The sequence below is a fragment of the Kribbella sp. CA-253562 genome (assembly GCF_050942265.1).
In the GTDB taxonomy this organism is placed as follows: Bacteria; Actinomycetota; Actinomycetes; order Propionibacteriales; family Kribbellaceae; genus Kribbella.
Map to the genome: position 1 here is coordinate 3,025,090 of NZ_CP192049.1, position 13,763 is coordinate 3,038,852.

Annotated in this window: 10 protein-coding genes; 3 read left to right on the forward strand and 7 right to left on the reverse strand. The window is 70.1% G+C overall.

Annotated features, from left to right (window positions below; genetic code table 11):
• The first annotated feature begins 23 nt into the window (after positions 1 to 23).
• Positions 24 to 1,058, forward strand: coding sequence for an aldo/keto reductase (locus tag ACQPXM_RS14565; protein WP_432948744.1), 1,035 nt, complete (start codon positions 24 to 26; stop codon positions 1,056 to 1,058).
• A gap of 19 nt (positions 1,059 to 1,077) precedes the next feature.
• On the opposite strand, the gene ACQPXM_RS14570 is transcribed toward ACQPXM_RS14565, so the two are convergent.
• Positions 1,078 to 1,782, reverse strand: coding sequence for a M50 family metallopeptidase (locus tag ACQPXM_RS14570; protein WP_077013233.1), 705 nt, complete (start codon positions 1,780 to 1,782; stop codon positions 1,078 to 1,080).
• Positions 1,783 to 1,806: 24 nt separating this feature from the next.
• Positions 1,807 to 2,214, reverse strand: a complete 408-nt coding sequence (locus tag ACQPXM_RS14575; RefSeq protein ID WP_432948746.1) for a hypothetical protein — start codon at positions 2,212 to 2,214, stop codon at positions 1,807 to 1,809.
• 105 nt (positions 2,215 to 2,319) lie between these two features.
• Between ACQPXM_RS14575 and ACQPXM_RS14580 the strand changes: the two genes are divergently transcribed.
• Positions 2,320 to 4,299 carry a S41 family peptidase gene (locus ACQPXM_RS14580; protein WP_432948748.1) on the forward strand — a complete coding sequence of 660 codons (1,980 nt, stop codon included), beginning with the start codon at positions 2,320 to 2,322 and terminating at the stop codon, positions 4,297 to 4,299.
• Positions 4,300 to 4,475: 176 nt separating this feature from the next.
• Here ACQPXM_RS14580 and ACQPXM_RS14585 read toward each other — a convergent pair whose 3' ends face one another.
• Both ACQPXM_RS14585 and ACQPXM_RS14590 read right to left on the reverse strand, forming a co-directional pair.
• Positions 4,476 to 6,593: a bifunctional SulP family inorganic anion transporter/carbonic anhydrase gene (locus ACQPXM_RS14585; protein ID WP_432948750.1), complete on the reverse strand. Its 2,118-nt coding sequence runs from the start codon at positions 6,591 to 6,593 to the stop codon at positions 4,476 to 4,478.
• Between the two features lie 322 nt (positions 6,594 to 6,915).
• Positions 6,916 to 8,103 carry a mandelate racemase/muconate lactonizing enzyme family protein gene (locus tag ACQPXM_RS14590; RefSeq protein ID WP_432948752.1) on the reverse strand — a complete coding sequence of 396 codons (1,188 nt, stop codon included), beginning with the start codon at positions 8,101 to 8,103 and terminating at the stop codon, positions 6,916 to 6,918.
• Positions 8,104 to 8,185: 82 nt separating this feature from the next.
• Between ACQPXM_RS14590 and ACQPXM_RS14595 the strand changes: the two genes are divergently transcribed.
• Positions 8,186 to 8,959, forward strand: coding sequence for an SDR family NAD(P)-dependent oxidoreductase (locus ACQPXM_RS14595; RefSeq protein ID WP_432948754.1), 774 nt, complete (start codon positions 8,186 to 8,188; stop codon positions 8,957 to 8,959).
• Positions 8,960 to 9,078: 119 nt separating this feature from the next.
• Here the strand turns inward: ACQPXM_RS14595 and ACQPXM_RS14600 are convergent, their stop codons facing one another.
• The 3 genes from ACQPXM_RS14600 to ACQPXM_RS14610 form a co-directional block, all read right to left on the reverse strand.
• Complete coding sequence (locus ACQPXM_RS14600; RefSeq protein ID WP_432948756.1) at positions 9,079 to 9,813, reverse strand: DUF427 domain-containing protein; 735 nt, start codon at positions 9,811 to 9,813, stop codon at positions 9,079 to 9,081.
• Positions 9,814 to 9,867: 54 nt separating this feature from the next.
• Positions 9,868 to 12,009 carry a fibronectin type III domain-containing protein gene (locus tag ACQPXM_RS14605; RefSeq protein ID WP_432948760.1) on the reverse strand — a complete coding sequence of 714 codons (2,142 nt, stop codon included), beginning with the start codon at positions 12,007 to 12,009 and terminating at the stop codon, positions 9,868 to 9,870.
• A gap of 170 nt (positions 12,010 to 12,179) precedes the next feature.
• Positions 12,180 to 13,712: an MFS transporter gene (locus ACQPXM_RS14610; protein WP_432948762.1), complete on the reverse strand. Its 1,533-nt coding sequence runs from the start codon at positions 13,710 to 13,712 to the stop codon at positions 12,180 to 12,182.
• Positions 13,713 to 13,763: the final 51 nt, after the last annotated feature.

Below are 13,763 nucleotides of genomic sequence, written 5' to 3' on the forward strand. Positions count from 1 at the left end.
CCACCTGACCTGAAGGAGCAGCTGTGGAATACCGCACCCTGGGCGCGAGCGGCACCGTCGTCTCGACCTACGCGCTCGGCACCATGACGTTCGGGCACGAAACCGACGAGGCCGGCGCGCACCAGCAGCTCGACGCCTACGTCGAGGCCGGCGGCACGCTGATCGACACCGCGGACGTGTACTCCGCGGGCGTGTCGGAGCAGATCGTCGGCAGCTGGCTGGCGAAGAGCTCCGCGCGCGACAACGTCGTCCTCGCGACGAAGGGCCGCTTCCCGACCGGCGACGGGCAGAACGACGTCGGCACGTCGCGCCGGCACCTGCGGCGGGCGCTCGACGCGTCGCTGCAGCGGCTCGGCGTCGACCACGTCGACCTCTACCAGTTGCACGCGTGGGACCCGATCACCCCGCTGCAGGAGACGCTCAGCTTCCTGGAGGACGCCGTCCGGGCCGGCAAGATCGCGTACGGCGGCCTGTCGAACTTCACCGGCTGGCAACTGCAGAAGGCCTGCGACCTGATCGACCGGCAGGGCTGGTCGCCGCTGGTCACGCTGCAGCCGCAGTACAACCTGCTGGTCCGCGAGATCGAGTGGGAGATCGTCCCGGCCGCCCAGGAGAACGGCCTCGGCCTGCTGCCGTGGTCGCCGCTCGGTGGTGGCTGGCTGACCGGTAAGTACTCCTTCGACGAGGCCCCGACCGGCTCGACCCGCCTGGGCGAGAACCCGGACCGCGGCGTCGAGGCCTGGGCCCGGCGCAGCAAGAACGAGCGGGTTCGCGCCGTCGTCGACGCGGTCCGGGCGATCGCCGAGGCGCGCGGGATCTCGATGGCGCAGGTCGCGCTGGCGTGGCTGGTGGACCGCCCGGCCGTCACGTCGGTGATCCTCGGCGCGCGCACGCTCGAGCAGCTCGACGACAACCTGGCCGCCGCGGATCTGCACCTCACCGACGAGGAGCGCGCGCAGCTGGACGAGGCGAGCGACCCGGGCGCGGCGGACTACCCGTACGGCGTACCGGGGGTGAACCAGCGCAGCCGTCCGATCACCGGCGGCCGCAGCAACTAGGCGACGCGCGGAGGTGTGCTCAGGTCGGCAGCACGTCCGACCAGAGCACACCCAGCGCGAGACACCCGAGCGTGATGAGGCCGAATACTCCGACCCAGAGAATCGCCGGTACGCCGGTGATGCGACGCAGCTGATCGGCGTCGGAGTTGCGGCCGCCGCCGTTGCGACGCGACCGCTGCAGCTCCAGTACGGCGCGCGGCGCGGCGAGCAGCAGGAACCAGGTGAGCAGGTACGCGAAGGCGGACTGGACCTGTTCGGATCCCCACCACGACACCCCGAACACCACTGCGCCGAAGACCAGCACCGACCAGAGCCCGAACAGGTTGCGGATCTGGAGCAGCAGGACGACCAGCGCCAGCAGGAGCCCCCAGAGCAGGCCCACGGCGTACCCGCGACTGAGGACGAACGCGGCGGCGAGGCCGAACAACGCCGGACCGGGATAGCCCGCCAGCAGTACGGCGATCATGCCCAGGCCGTCCGGCTTGCCACGCGACACGGTGACGCCGGAGGTGTCCGAGTGCAACCGGATCCCGGCGAGCTGACGACCGGCCAGCAGTGCGATCAGCCCGTGCGCGCCCTCGTGCGCGATGGTCACCACCTGGCGGGTGTGCCGCCAGACCGGGCGCCACCCGATCAGCAGCAACGCGGCGATGCCGGTCCCGATCACGACCTGGAGCGGCGGGTGGGCCTGCACGGACGTGATGTTGTCCCAAACCTCGATCACCGGGACATCCTTGCAGGTGGGTGGTCAACCACTGTGCTCGGCGAGCTCGGCGACCGTGCGCAGGATGCCGCGCGTCGCGACGGCGTGCGCGCCTGAGCCGATCACCAGCGCGCGGTAGACCCGGCCGTGCGGGCCGGGAAAGAGCGCGTACGTGCGGGCGGCCAGCTGGGTCTTGCCGTCGGCGCCGGTGAGCACGAAACGCAGCAGGTAGCGGGAGAAACGGTGGCGGCCGGTCAGGTCGAGCGTGGAGCCGTCGACGCTGTCGGCGATCTCGAATCCGCCGCGCGGTTCGGTGCCGAGGATCAGTGCGAGCGGGTTGCGCGGGCCGAGCAGCAGATCGCCGGTCGCGTGCTGGGTGAGCGCTCGCCAGGTGACCTCGGGCGAGGCGTCGACGATCCGCGTGTGCTCGTCGACGAACGGCAGGTCGGTCACGCGCGCCACGCTATCCCGTGGTCGAAGCGTTGACATCGCCTGGACCGCGGCGGACGGTGGACAGATCGCGACGCCCGGGGAGGGGCGTGCCAGTGGGGGGATCGCATGACTGAGCCACGCAAGACCGTCACCAAGAAGCCGACGACCAGGAAAACCGTTGCCCGCAAGGGAACCCGGGCCCGGCGAGCCGAGGCGCAGGCGGCCGCCGTACCGTTGCCGCAGTTCCTCGCCGGGGCCGGCACGCTGACCCTGACCCAGCGCAAGATCCTCGTCGACCAAGCGCTGCTGCTGCTCGGCGAGAACTACGTCCACCTGCCGTTGAAGGCCGCGATGCACGCGGTCAACCCGTTGCAGCGGCTGCGCGTGCTGCGCGCGCGGATGGAGCGTCAGACCGCCGCCACGATGGAAGCCGAGTGGCTGTTCCACCGCCAGATGTCCAGCATCTTCCACTCGGTCCGCGACCTGCACACCAACTACCTGTTGCCCGCGCCGTTCGCCGGCAAGGTGGCGTACCTGCCGTTCATGATCGAGAAGTGCTCCGACAGCGTCGGCGACCACTACCTGATCACCCGCACGATCGCCGGTTACACCGCGCCGCAGTTCGGGCCCGGCGCCGAAGTGACGCACTGGAACGGTACGCCGATCGCCCGCGCGGTCGCGCTGAACGGCGCCGCGTTCGCCGGCAGCAACGAAGCCGCGAACCTGGCGCGCGGACTGGAGTCCCTGACACTGCGCCCGCTGGTGATCCAGGCGCCGCCGGACGAGGAGTGGGTCACGCTGACCTACCTCGGACTCGACGGCTCGGCCCAGGAACTGCGCGAACAGTGGAAGGTGACCACCAACCTGCCGCCGATGACCGACCTGGACGCGGTCACCGAGGCGTCGGCGTCGATGGGGCTCGACCTGGACTCCGACGAGAAGTCCCGGGCCAAGAAGGCGCTGTACGTGCGGGACGTGGTGGAGCTCGAACGCGGCGAGAGCTCGGCGGCACTGGCGGCGCCGGTCGCCGTCGGGGCCGCGGACCTGCCGACCACGATGCCCGGTGTGTTCAGGGCTCGCGCGGTGACGACCGCCCACGGCACCTTCGGCCACCTGCGGATCTTCACGTTCAGCGTGACCGATCCGGTCGGCTTCCGCGACGAGTTCGTCCGGCTCGCCGCCGCGCTGCCGCAGGACGGGCTGATCGTCGACGTCCGCGACAACGGTGGCGGTCACATCTACGCCAGCGAGTTCACGTTGCAGACGATGACGCCGCGCCGGATCGCGCCCGAGCCGGTGCAGTTCATCAGTACGCCGCTCAACCTGCGGATCTGCCGGCGGCACAAGGACAATCCGTCCGGGATCGACCTCGGTCCGTGGTTCGACTCGCTCGACCTGGCGACCGAAACCGGAGCGGCGTTCTCGGCGGCCAAACCGATCACGCCGGAGGACGGCGCGAACGAGCTCGGCCAGACGTACTACGGGCCGGTCGTGCTGATCACCGACGCGCGGTGTTACTCGGCGACGGACATCTTCGCGGCTGGGTTCGCGGACCATGAGATCGGCACGATTCTCGGCGTCGACGACAACACCGGCGCGGGCGGCGCGAACGTGTGGACGCACGGGTTGCTCGCGACGCTGCTCAACGAACCGCCACCGGCCGACCCGACGTCGCCGTACGAGGCGCTGCCGAACGGCGCGAACCTGCGCGTCTCGATCCGCCGGACGCTGCGGGTGGGGGAGTTGTCGGGTACGCCGGTCGAGGATGTCGGCGTGCGGCCGCATGTGACGCATCGGATGACGCGTGCTGATCTGCTGGCAGGCAATGCGGATCTGCTCGAGGCGGCGGGGGCTCTGCTCGCGGCGATGCCGCGGCGGCGGCTCGATGTCAGTTCGTCGATGACTGGGACGACGCTGACGGTCGGGTTGGATGTCGAGGGGATCGATCGGGTCGATCTGTATCTGGACGACCGGCCGATCAGTTCGGAGGATCTGGCCGGGGTGCCGATCGCGATCGAGATCCTCGAGGTGACGCCGGGGCAGTTGCTGCGGGCTGATGCGTATTCGGCCGGGCAGTTGGTCGCGTCTCGGCGGGTGCACGTTTGATCGAACTTGCTGTGGGTGGCGATGCGGCCGGAAAGGTTGCGGGGGCTGGCGTTGCGGCGGCCGGAGAAGAGTTCGGGAAGCCGTCAGCGGATGAGTGGTGGACGGGCCTGCTGGGGTGACAGCAGCCGGTGGGTGCGCGGGACAGCGCACCCACCGGTGCGGAACAACAGCCGGGGTCAGAGGTCGGCGTCGGCCGGGGTACCGGCGGTGGCCAGTTCCTCGTCGGCGCGGACCAAGTAGGGGTCGCGCTCGAGTACCAGGCGGGCGGCGGCCGCGCCGATGTCGAACCACAGGCCGACCAGTTCCAGCCGGCCCGCCTCCTCGGCCTTGCGGACGCAGGCGAAGCTGCGCAGGTTTTCCAGCTGGACGGCGACATTGGCGACCGACAGCTTGTCCGCGGGACCGAGCTTCACGCCGGTTGCCGGGTCGACGATGTCCGGCAGCGCGACCGCTCGCTGGATCGACGGTTCGAGGTGTCGCAGCCAGGTCCGCAGCCCCGAGCCGTCGTCCGTCGTACCGTCCAGGGCGGCGCCGGCCGCACCGCAGTGCGAGTGGCCGCAGACCACGATCGACGTCACGCCGAGCACCTCGACGGCGTACTCGACCGCGGCGTCCACCGAGTTGCTGTCCGACCCGTACGGCGGCACGAGGTTGCCCACGTTGCGCACGCAGAACTGCTCGCCGGGACCCGACGTGGTGATCAGGTTCGGCACGATCCGCGAGTCCGCGCAGGTGATGAACAGCTGGGTCGGCTGCTGACCGTCGGCGGCCAGCCGGGCCATCATCGGCCGGATCAGATCGGCCGACTGCTCGAACTCGCGGATCCCGTCCAGCATCGAGGCGCGCTGGTCCGGCTCGGGCACGACCTGGTCCTGCTGCCACGGCAGCCATCGCTTCGCGTCGCCTTGCAGGGCGGCGCGAAACGCCGACCGGTTGAGCTCGACCGTGCCGCCGCGCGCGATGTGCCCGCGCCGCCAGTCCTCGATCGCCTCGTACGCCGCGTGGTCCAGGTGATCGACCTGGAGCTTCACCCGGACCGTGGCTCCGGTCGGGATCGTGCGCAGAGTGCGGACCAGGGACGCGACGCCGAGGAACACCAGCGTGCCCTGGATAGAGACGGTCCATACGCCGTCCTGTTCGGTGGCGGTGACCGTTGCCCTGGCCAACCGATAGAGCACTCGGCCGAGCGCGAGCACCAGTCCGGCCAGCACGCCCTCCGCCAGGCCGAGGGCGGCCACGCCGGCCGCGGTTACGACGTACACGAGTAGTTCGTCGTGGCGGCGCAGGGTGCGGATGTGGGCCAGCTGGACCAGCCGGAGCCCGGTGACGAGCAGCACGCCCGCGAGAGCGGCCATCGGGATGAGCTCCAGCATGGCGCCGGCCGCGAGCACGAAGACCGCGATCCACAGGCCGTGCATGATCGCCGAGGCTCGCGACTTCGCACCGGCCGCGACGTTGGTCGAGCTGCGCACGATGACGCCGGTGACCGGCATCCCGCCGAGAGCGCCGGAGATCGCGTTCGCGGCGCCCTGGCCGATCAGCTCGCGATCGAGGTTGCTGCGCCGGCCGCGGTGAAGCTTGTCCACGGCAACGGCCGAGAGCAACGACTCGACACTGGCGACCAGTGCGACGGTGAGGACCGCGGTCCCGATCTCGAGCGCGCTGCCGGCCGGCATGGCCGGCACGATCAGCTCCTGCAACGGGTTGTCCGGCAGGTCGACGCGGGTGACGTCGACCATGAACCAGGCGGCCAGCGCGGTGACGAAAACGACCGCGACCAGCGGCGCCGGGACGACCTTCACCTTCGGGATCCGCGGCCAGACCAGCAGGATCACGACGGTCAGGACGCCGACCAGGACGGAGCCCGGATGATGGGCGAGCAGCTGCTCGGGAAGCCCGGCCAGGTTGGCGATCAGCGAGCTCTGCGCTTGTCCACCGAGAACGACGTGGAGCTGCTGGACGGCGATCGTGACGCCGATGCCCGCGAGCATGCCGTGCACGACCGCGGGGGACAACGACAGTGCGAGCCGGCCGATGCGGGTGGCACCTAGCAGGATCTGCAGCACGCCTGCCGCGCAGGTGATCGCGGCGGTCGCGGCCCAGCCGAACTGGCTGACCAGTCCGGCGACGACAACGGTGAGGCCGGCGGCCGGGCCGCTGACCTGGAGCGGAGAGCCGCCGAGCGCGCCGGCGACCACGCCGCCGACGACGGCGGCGACGAGGCCCGCGATCAGCGGCGCCCCGGAAGCGGCGGCGATCCCCAGGGAGAGGGGGATCGCGATCAGGAAGACCACCAGCGAGGCCGGTAGGTCATGACGGACGATGGACCTCCACGAAACCTGTTCGACAGCAGGCTCGCGCGAAGGCGGGGAGTGGGATTTGGACTGCGTTTCGGACATGGTCGGCACGGGTCCCTCCGGCGTCGGTGCAAGAGCATCGGAACGTCGAAACAAAGAGTGTCGATCTCGTCACTCATAGTACCCAGCGATTCAAGGGCCGAAGAGCACGAATTGGTTGCCGAAGGCTCAGATCCCCGCAGCCGTGGCGAAATCGTTGCCTACCGCCCGGAACGTGGACGGTCCGGACATCCGCGCGCAACGAGCGGACATCTGCTGTTCACCTGGAGACCTGGCGCTCGACCGCCGCGAAGTCGTCACGAAGCCGCACGCCGTGCCCGGGTGCGTCGGTCGCGGCGATCCGGCCGCCGGCGATCTCCGGCAGGCCGATGACCAGTTCGGCGTACCAGGTGCGCAGGAAGGCACGCACGGTCTCCTGGATCAGGCCGTTCGGCGCCGACTGGGTCAGATGGACGCAGGCCGCCAGCGTCGCCGGGCCGGTGCAGTCGTGCGGCGCCACCGGTACGCCGTACGTGTCGGCGAGGGCCGCGACCTTGCGCGCCTCGGTCAGGCCTCCCGTCCACTGCACGTCGACGGTGACGACGTCGACGGCACCCCGTTCGAGCAACGGGAGGAAGCCGCGCCGGCCGACAAGCGTCTCTCCGGTCGCGATCGGTACGTCGACGTCTGCGGACAGCGCCGCCAGTGCGTCGACGGCGTCGGGGCGCATCGGGTCCTCGACCCAGTACGGCCGGTACTCGGTCAGCGCCTGCAGGATCGTGGTCGCGCCCCGGCGGTTCCACAGGCCGTGCAGCTCGACCATCAGCTTCATGTCGTCCCCGACCTCGGCCCGGATCGCCTCGATCACCGCGAGCCCGCGGCTCAGCTCCGCCGGCGAGATGTCGGTCCCGCCGGTCTCCTCGGCCGCGCGGTCGAACGGCCAGACCTTCATGCCGGTGATGCCCTCGTCCCACAAGTCGCGCGCCAGCCGGCCCGGACGGTTGAGGAAGGCATCGAGATCGTCGTACCGGGCCGGACTCGTGGCCGGGACGCCCCAGTTGTCCGATCGTTGCCTCGTGCTCGTACTGATGTAACCCGGTCCCGCGCAGGTGTTGTACGTCGGCAACGACTCCTGCACCGGTCCGCCGAACAGCCGCACCAACGGCAACCCCGCTTCCTGCCCGACCAGGTCCCACAGCGCCAGGTCGACCGCGCCGTTGCCGCGCGTTTCGACACCGGCGCCGGCGAACCCCGTGTACGACGCGAGCGCGCGGGCCATCGACTCCGGCGTCGGGTCGACGGCGGCGAGCAGCACCTCCGCGGCCGACTCGTGCAGGTACGTCTCGACCGCGCGGCCGCCGAAGAACGCCTCGCCCAGGCCGGTCCGCCCGTCGTCGGTGTGCAGCAGCACGAACACCAGGTTCGGCTGAATGCTCGGCCTGACTGTCTCCACTGCCGTGATTCTCATCGTTTGTCCTCTTTTCGTCAGTCCACCAGTGCCCGGTCGCGCGCGAACTACGATCGGGGGCAGCCGAGTCAGGAGAGAGTCGATGGATCTTCAGTTGTCGGGCAGGACCGCGGTCGTCACCGGAGCCAGCAAGGGAATCGGACTGGCCTGCGCGGAGGCGCTGGCCCGGGAGGGTGCACGGGTCACCGGCGTCTCCCGCGACCCCGGCAACCTCGCGAAGGCGCAGGCCGAGCTCGAGGCGAAGGGGCTCGAGTACGCGGTCGAGGCCGTCGACCTGACCGACCCGGACGCGACCAACGCGCTGTTCGCGCGGATCGGCGTACCGGACATCCTGGTCAACTGCGCGGGGGCGGCCCGGCGTACGCCGGTGGACGAGCTGGACAGCAAGGCGCTGCACGCGGCGATGGAGGCGAAGTACTTCACCTACATGCACGCCACCGAGGCGGTGATCCGCGGCATGGCCGAGCGCGGCAGCGGCACGGTCGTCAACGTGGTCGGCCAGGGCGGCCGGCAGGCGAACCCGCTGCACATCGGCGGCGGCGCCGCCAACGCCGCGCTGATGCTCGCGTCGGTCGGCTACGCGAAGGCGTACGCCGGCCGCGGCGTCCGCGTGAACGTGATCAACCCCGGCCTGACCCGCACCGGCCGCGTCGACGAGGGCCTCGAAGCCGCGGTCCGCGCGACCGGCCGCCCCAAGGACGAACTGCTCGAGGAGATGGTCGCCGAAATCCCCCTCGGCCGCGCGGCCGAACCGTCCGAGGTCGCGAACGTCGCGGTCTTCCTGTCCTCCCCACTGTCCAGCTACGTCACCGGCGCGATCATCCCGATGGACGGCGGCGTCACGTCGGCGATCTGAAGCGCTCCGCGGCCGACGTCCACCACCGATCAACCACCCGCGCCCGAGGCGCCGCACGCCTGAGCGCGCCGCCGCACCGGCCGCTGACCGCGGTTGGTCGGTGGTGCACGTCGACCCGGCTAGGAGAACGGGGTGACCGGGCGGTCGACCGGGACGCCGTCGATGGCGAGGTCGACCTTTTCGTTGAAGAAGGCGATGTGGTTGGCGACGGGCAGCAGCGGCGCGGTGGGGAAGTTGTAGGACCACGCCAAGTCGTCGTACCGGCCCTTGTCGGTGCGGATGGACCAGTACTGGCTGGTGTGGCCCTTGTACGGGCAGGACGTCTGGGTGTCGCTCGGTTCGAGGTGGGTGAACGACACGGCGGTGCGCGGGAAGTAGTAGCGCGGCGGGAGGCCGGTCTCGTAGACGATGACGGTGGACGTCGAGTCGGCCAGCTGGACGCCGTCGAGCGAGACCTGGACGCGGCGGCTGGACTTGATCGCGTCGACGCGGGCGTACGGGTTGCGCGGGTGGACGAAAACCTCCTCGTCCTCCTCGAACCAGCTGTCGAGGGCCTCCCACTCGAAGCGGACGAGTCCGGCGAGCGGGCCCTCGTCGTACTGCCAGGCGGTGCCGGATCCGGCGCTCATGACCCGCGCCTCACCGTGATGGAAGGTTCTGGTCTCGCCGGTGTCGGTCAGTACGCCGTCCGCGACGTCCGCAGCCGGCACGTAGTACTGCGGGTACGGCGGGAACTCCCAGACGTAGACCGCGTCCTCGGTGTCCAGCACGACCTTGCCGTCGTGCAGTGCCCGGATCCGGCGGGGGACCGGGACGGGGTCGGCCGGGACGATCGGTTCGGGGTATCCGCTCATGTTGCCCAGTAAAACCCGGTGGGGCCGACCCGCAACAGGGTCGGCCCCACGAGGTCAGACGGTGATCCAGTCGATGTCGGCGATGTAGCCGTTCGGATTGCTGATCTTCAGCGCGTTGCTGCCGGCGCTGAGCTTGACCGGCAGGTAGGTGACCTGCGGCGTGCCCCAGTCGTTGTCGCCGAGGCCGTGGTAGTTCACCCAGTACGAGTCGGCGTCGTTCACCGTCAGCATGCTCTGCCGGCTGGTGTCACCGTCGGTGTAGGCGATCTTCACCAGGTACGTCCCGGTCGCCGGCACGGTGATGCCGTTCAGCGTGACCGACGCGTCGTACCCGATGTTGCCGACCTTCTTCCCACCCGAGCACAGCGTGCAGTCGCTCACCCCGGCGTTCCCGGTGAAGGTGCTGGTCGGCGCCTCCGCCTCGTACCGGACCGGACCGCCGCCGGACTTCGCGGTGAACAACGTGATCGGCGCACTCGCCTCCGACGTCCGTCCGGTCCGCGCGCCCTTCACCTCGAAGGTGTACGACGTCTGCGGCGACAGACCCTGCACGACCACACTCGTCGAGGAGCTGGTCGCCACCTGCTTGCCATTGGCAAACACCTGGTACGACGTTGCGCCGGTGCTCGGCTGCCAGGTGAGCGAGGCCGTCGTACGGCTCACGTCGGTCGCGGTCAGGTCGGCCGGACGGCTCGGCGAGGCCGGCAGGTTCGGGGTGATCTTGTAGAGCTTCGAGCCGTGCGCGGGAAGCGTGGCGCTGACCTGGCCCGACACGTTCCGGTGCGTCTGCGCGGCCCACACGTCCCGGACCGAGGCCTGGCCGGACAGGCCGAGCTTGGCGAAGTCGCCGGTGACCGTGGCCGGGGTGTCGGCGAGGTTGAACAGGCCGACGGTGACGCTGCCGTCCGGGTTCTTCGCGTACCAGACCTGCTGCAGCTGGTCCTGGTCGAGCGGCCGGGCCGGAACACCGGCCTGGTTGATCGCGATGACCTCACGGTTGGTCAGCAGCTTCAGCCCGTACGGGTCGAGCTTGGTCAGGTCGTCGCCGATGAACAGCGGTGCGGCGTTCATCGCCCAGAACGTCATGTAGCTCTGCCGCTCGACCTCGTTGATGCCGTCCATCTCGCCGTTGCCGACGTTGATCGCGTCGAGGTTGTTCCAGTGCCCCGGCCCGGCGTCGTCGACCCACTGCGGCAGGTCCCACCAGCGGCCGACCAGCGAGCCGTTCCAGCGCACGATCGTGTCGCAGTAGCACTCCACGTCGGTGTCGATCCGCCAGCCGTGCGAGTTGGCCTTCCAGGTCTCGGCGTACCGGTGGCTGAGCGACCACGACAGCGTGTACATCATCGGGCGGGCGGCGTTCTGGACCGCGCGCCACCAGGCCTCGACGTCCTCGGTGTTGTTGTGGTTCGGGTCGTCCGGGGCGCCCTTCCAGGAGCCCGGGCCGACGCCGTCCATCTTGATGAAGTCGACACCCCACGAGGCGAACAGGTTCACGATCGAGTCGGCGTACTTCTGCGCGCACGGGCTGGCGTAGTTGATCTTGTAGGCCTGGTCCCAGCCGTTGGTGGTGCGCAGGTCCGGGTAGACGATGTCGCGGGTGAAGCAGCCGGGGGCGTTGTAGATGGGTGTGTTGCCGTCGCGGTAGACGTCGAAGCCGAGGCCGACGACGGTGTAGATGCCGAACTTCAGCCCGAGCTTGTGGATGTCGTCGCCGACCGCCTTCATCCCGCGCGGGAAGCGGGCGAGGTTGGCGGTCGGGCGCCCGTACTCGTCGCCGCCGAGCTGCCAGCCGGCGTCGATGTTCACGTACTCGTAGCCGTACGGCTTGAGCTTGGTCGCCATCGCGTTGGCCTGGGCGAGAATGTTCTTCTCGCTGATGAAGCTGCCGGGACCGTCGGGGTTCACGCCCGGATAGTTGGTGGACTGCAGACTCCAGCTGCTCCAGCCCAGGTACGGCTTGGCCGCGACCTGCGAGTACTTCGCGGGGACCGCAGCCTTGGCCTTCGGCGCCTCGATCGGCGCGTTGCCTTGGAAGGCGGAGTCGGGCTCGACCAGGGCGGGCTTCGGGCCGGGCTGGAAGGACTGGGGAGTGCTCGCGTCGGCGGGGGCGATCGCGACGGCTGCCGATACCAGGGCGACAGCCGCGGTGACCACGACGGCGGTACGGCGTTTTCGTCCAGCGGGAACTGACATACGGGGTGTTCCTCCGTCTCGAGGCGGGAGCGGGTCCAACGAGCCTAGGACGGATAAATTTACGTGGTCAAGTAACAAGAACCGATAACTCTGCGTAACTCCGGGATCCCGTGGAGCTTCGGCCTGCTGAACCGCCGGCCAGTCGGCAGCTGACTGGCCGGCGGTGGTCCTCAGCGGTGCAGCGGCTTGCGGCGGGGGCGGGTCGGCACGGCGTGCGGGTCCGTCCGCTGGTAGCGGCGGCGAGCCAGCGTGAAGGGCCTCGGGCGGGACGGGACCGGCGGCTCCGGGCGGATCACCTGGACCGGGACCTTCTCCAGCCCGAGCCGGACCGGTGGTTGCCGCCACGGCGAGCGCTCGTTGCGCACGACAACCACGCGGAAGCGGCCCGCCCGGGCCAGCTTGATGCCGATGGCAACTGTTGCGACGGCCGGGATCAGGCCCGCCAGCAGCAGGCTGGTCCGCGCGCCGAAGTGTTCGGCGATCGCGCCGACGGTCGGGCCGCCGATCGCGCCGCCGCCGATGAACACCAGGTTGTAGATCCCGGCGACCCGGCCGCGCAGCCCGTCCGGCGTGGTCAGCTGCACCATCGACTGGGCGGCGGTGAGGAACATCAGTGTGGCCATGCCGAGCGCGCACAGCAGCGGCAGGAAGGTCCACAGCGACGGCTGCAGCGCCGCCACGATCTCGGTCACGGCCAGGATCGCCGCGATCCCGACCAGGTTGCGCAGCCTGGTCGGCCGGATCCGGCGGGCCGAGAGCAGCGCCCCGGCCAGCGAGCCGACCGCGACCACCGAGTTCAGGACGCCGTACCCGGTGGCGCCGGTCTTGAAGACGACGTCCGCGAACGCCGTCAGTGTGACCGGCAGGCTGATCGTGAACATGCCGAAGATGCCGACCAGCACGATCGCCCAGCGCACGGCCGGCTCGTGGAAGGCGTACCGGACGCCGTCGCGCAGGCCGTCGCGGATGCGCAGGCCCCGGCCGGCCTTGCGGGCGGCGTGCAGGCCGGGCATCTCGCTCTCGCGCATCATCAGCAGCGCCGAGATCGACCCGAAGAACGTGATCGAGTTCAGCGCGAACGCCCAGCCGGCGCCGATCGTGCCGAGCATCGCGCCGCCCAGCGCGGGACCGATCAGACCGCCGAGCTGGAAGGTGGACGAGACCATGCTGATCGCGTTGCGCAGTCGCTGCTTGCCGACCAGTTCGGTGACGAAGGACTGCCGCGTCGGGTTGTCGACCGCGGTCGCGAGGCCGAGGACGAGCGCGAGTGCGTAGACCTGCCACACCTTCACGTCGCCGGTGAACGCCAGCACCGCCAGTACGGCGGCCAGGGTGCCCATCGTCGACTGGGTGACGAGCAGGACCTTGCGTTTGGGGAAACGGTCGGCGATCACGCCGCCGTACAGGCCGAGCAGGAGGGTGGGCAGGAACTGCAGCGCGGTGGTGATGCCGACCGCGGTGGCGCTGCCGGTCAGCGTCAGCACCAGCCAGTCCTGCGCGATGCGCTGGACCCAGCCGCCGGTCGAGCTGACGAACAGGCCGCTGACCAGGAGGCGGAAGTTGCGGACCTCGAGAGCACTGAAGGTGTCGCGGAATCCTGGCCGGCGCTGGGCCGGCGGCAGTTCGCCGGGGGTGGTCCGCGGGGTGGAACGGTGGGTGTGGAAATCGGGGACAGGGACAGAACCGGTAGCCCGGGTGGTCAAGAGTCAACCCTTTGGAAGTGGACGTGTCAGGGGAGGTCGGGTCCATCCTCA

What these genes read in the sequence shown, in the direction of transcription:
- ACQPXM_RS14580 (WP_432948748.1), top strand. Translation starts at nt 2,320, where the DNA reads ATGACTGAGCCACGCAAGACCGTCACCAAGAAGCCGACGACCAGGAAA.
- ACQPXM_RS14595 (WP_432948754.1), top strand. Translation starts at nt 8,186, where the DNA reads ATGGATCTTCAGTTGTCGGGCAGGACCGCGGTCGTCACCGGAGCCAGC.
- ACQPXM_RS14590 (WP_432948752.1), bottom strand. Translation starts at nt 8,103, where the DNA reads ATGAGAATCACGGCAGTGGAGACAGTCAGGCCGAGCATTCAGCCGAAC.
- ACQPXM_RS14600 (WP_432948756.1), bottom strand. Translation starts at nt 9,813, where the DNA reads ATGAGCGGATACCCCGAACCGATCGTCCCGGCCGACCCCGTCCCGGTC.
- ACQPXM_RS14605 (WP_432948760.1), bottom strand. Translation starts at nt 12,009, where the DNA reads ATGTCAGTTCCCGCTGGACGAAAACGCCGTACCGCCGTCGTGGTCACC.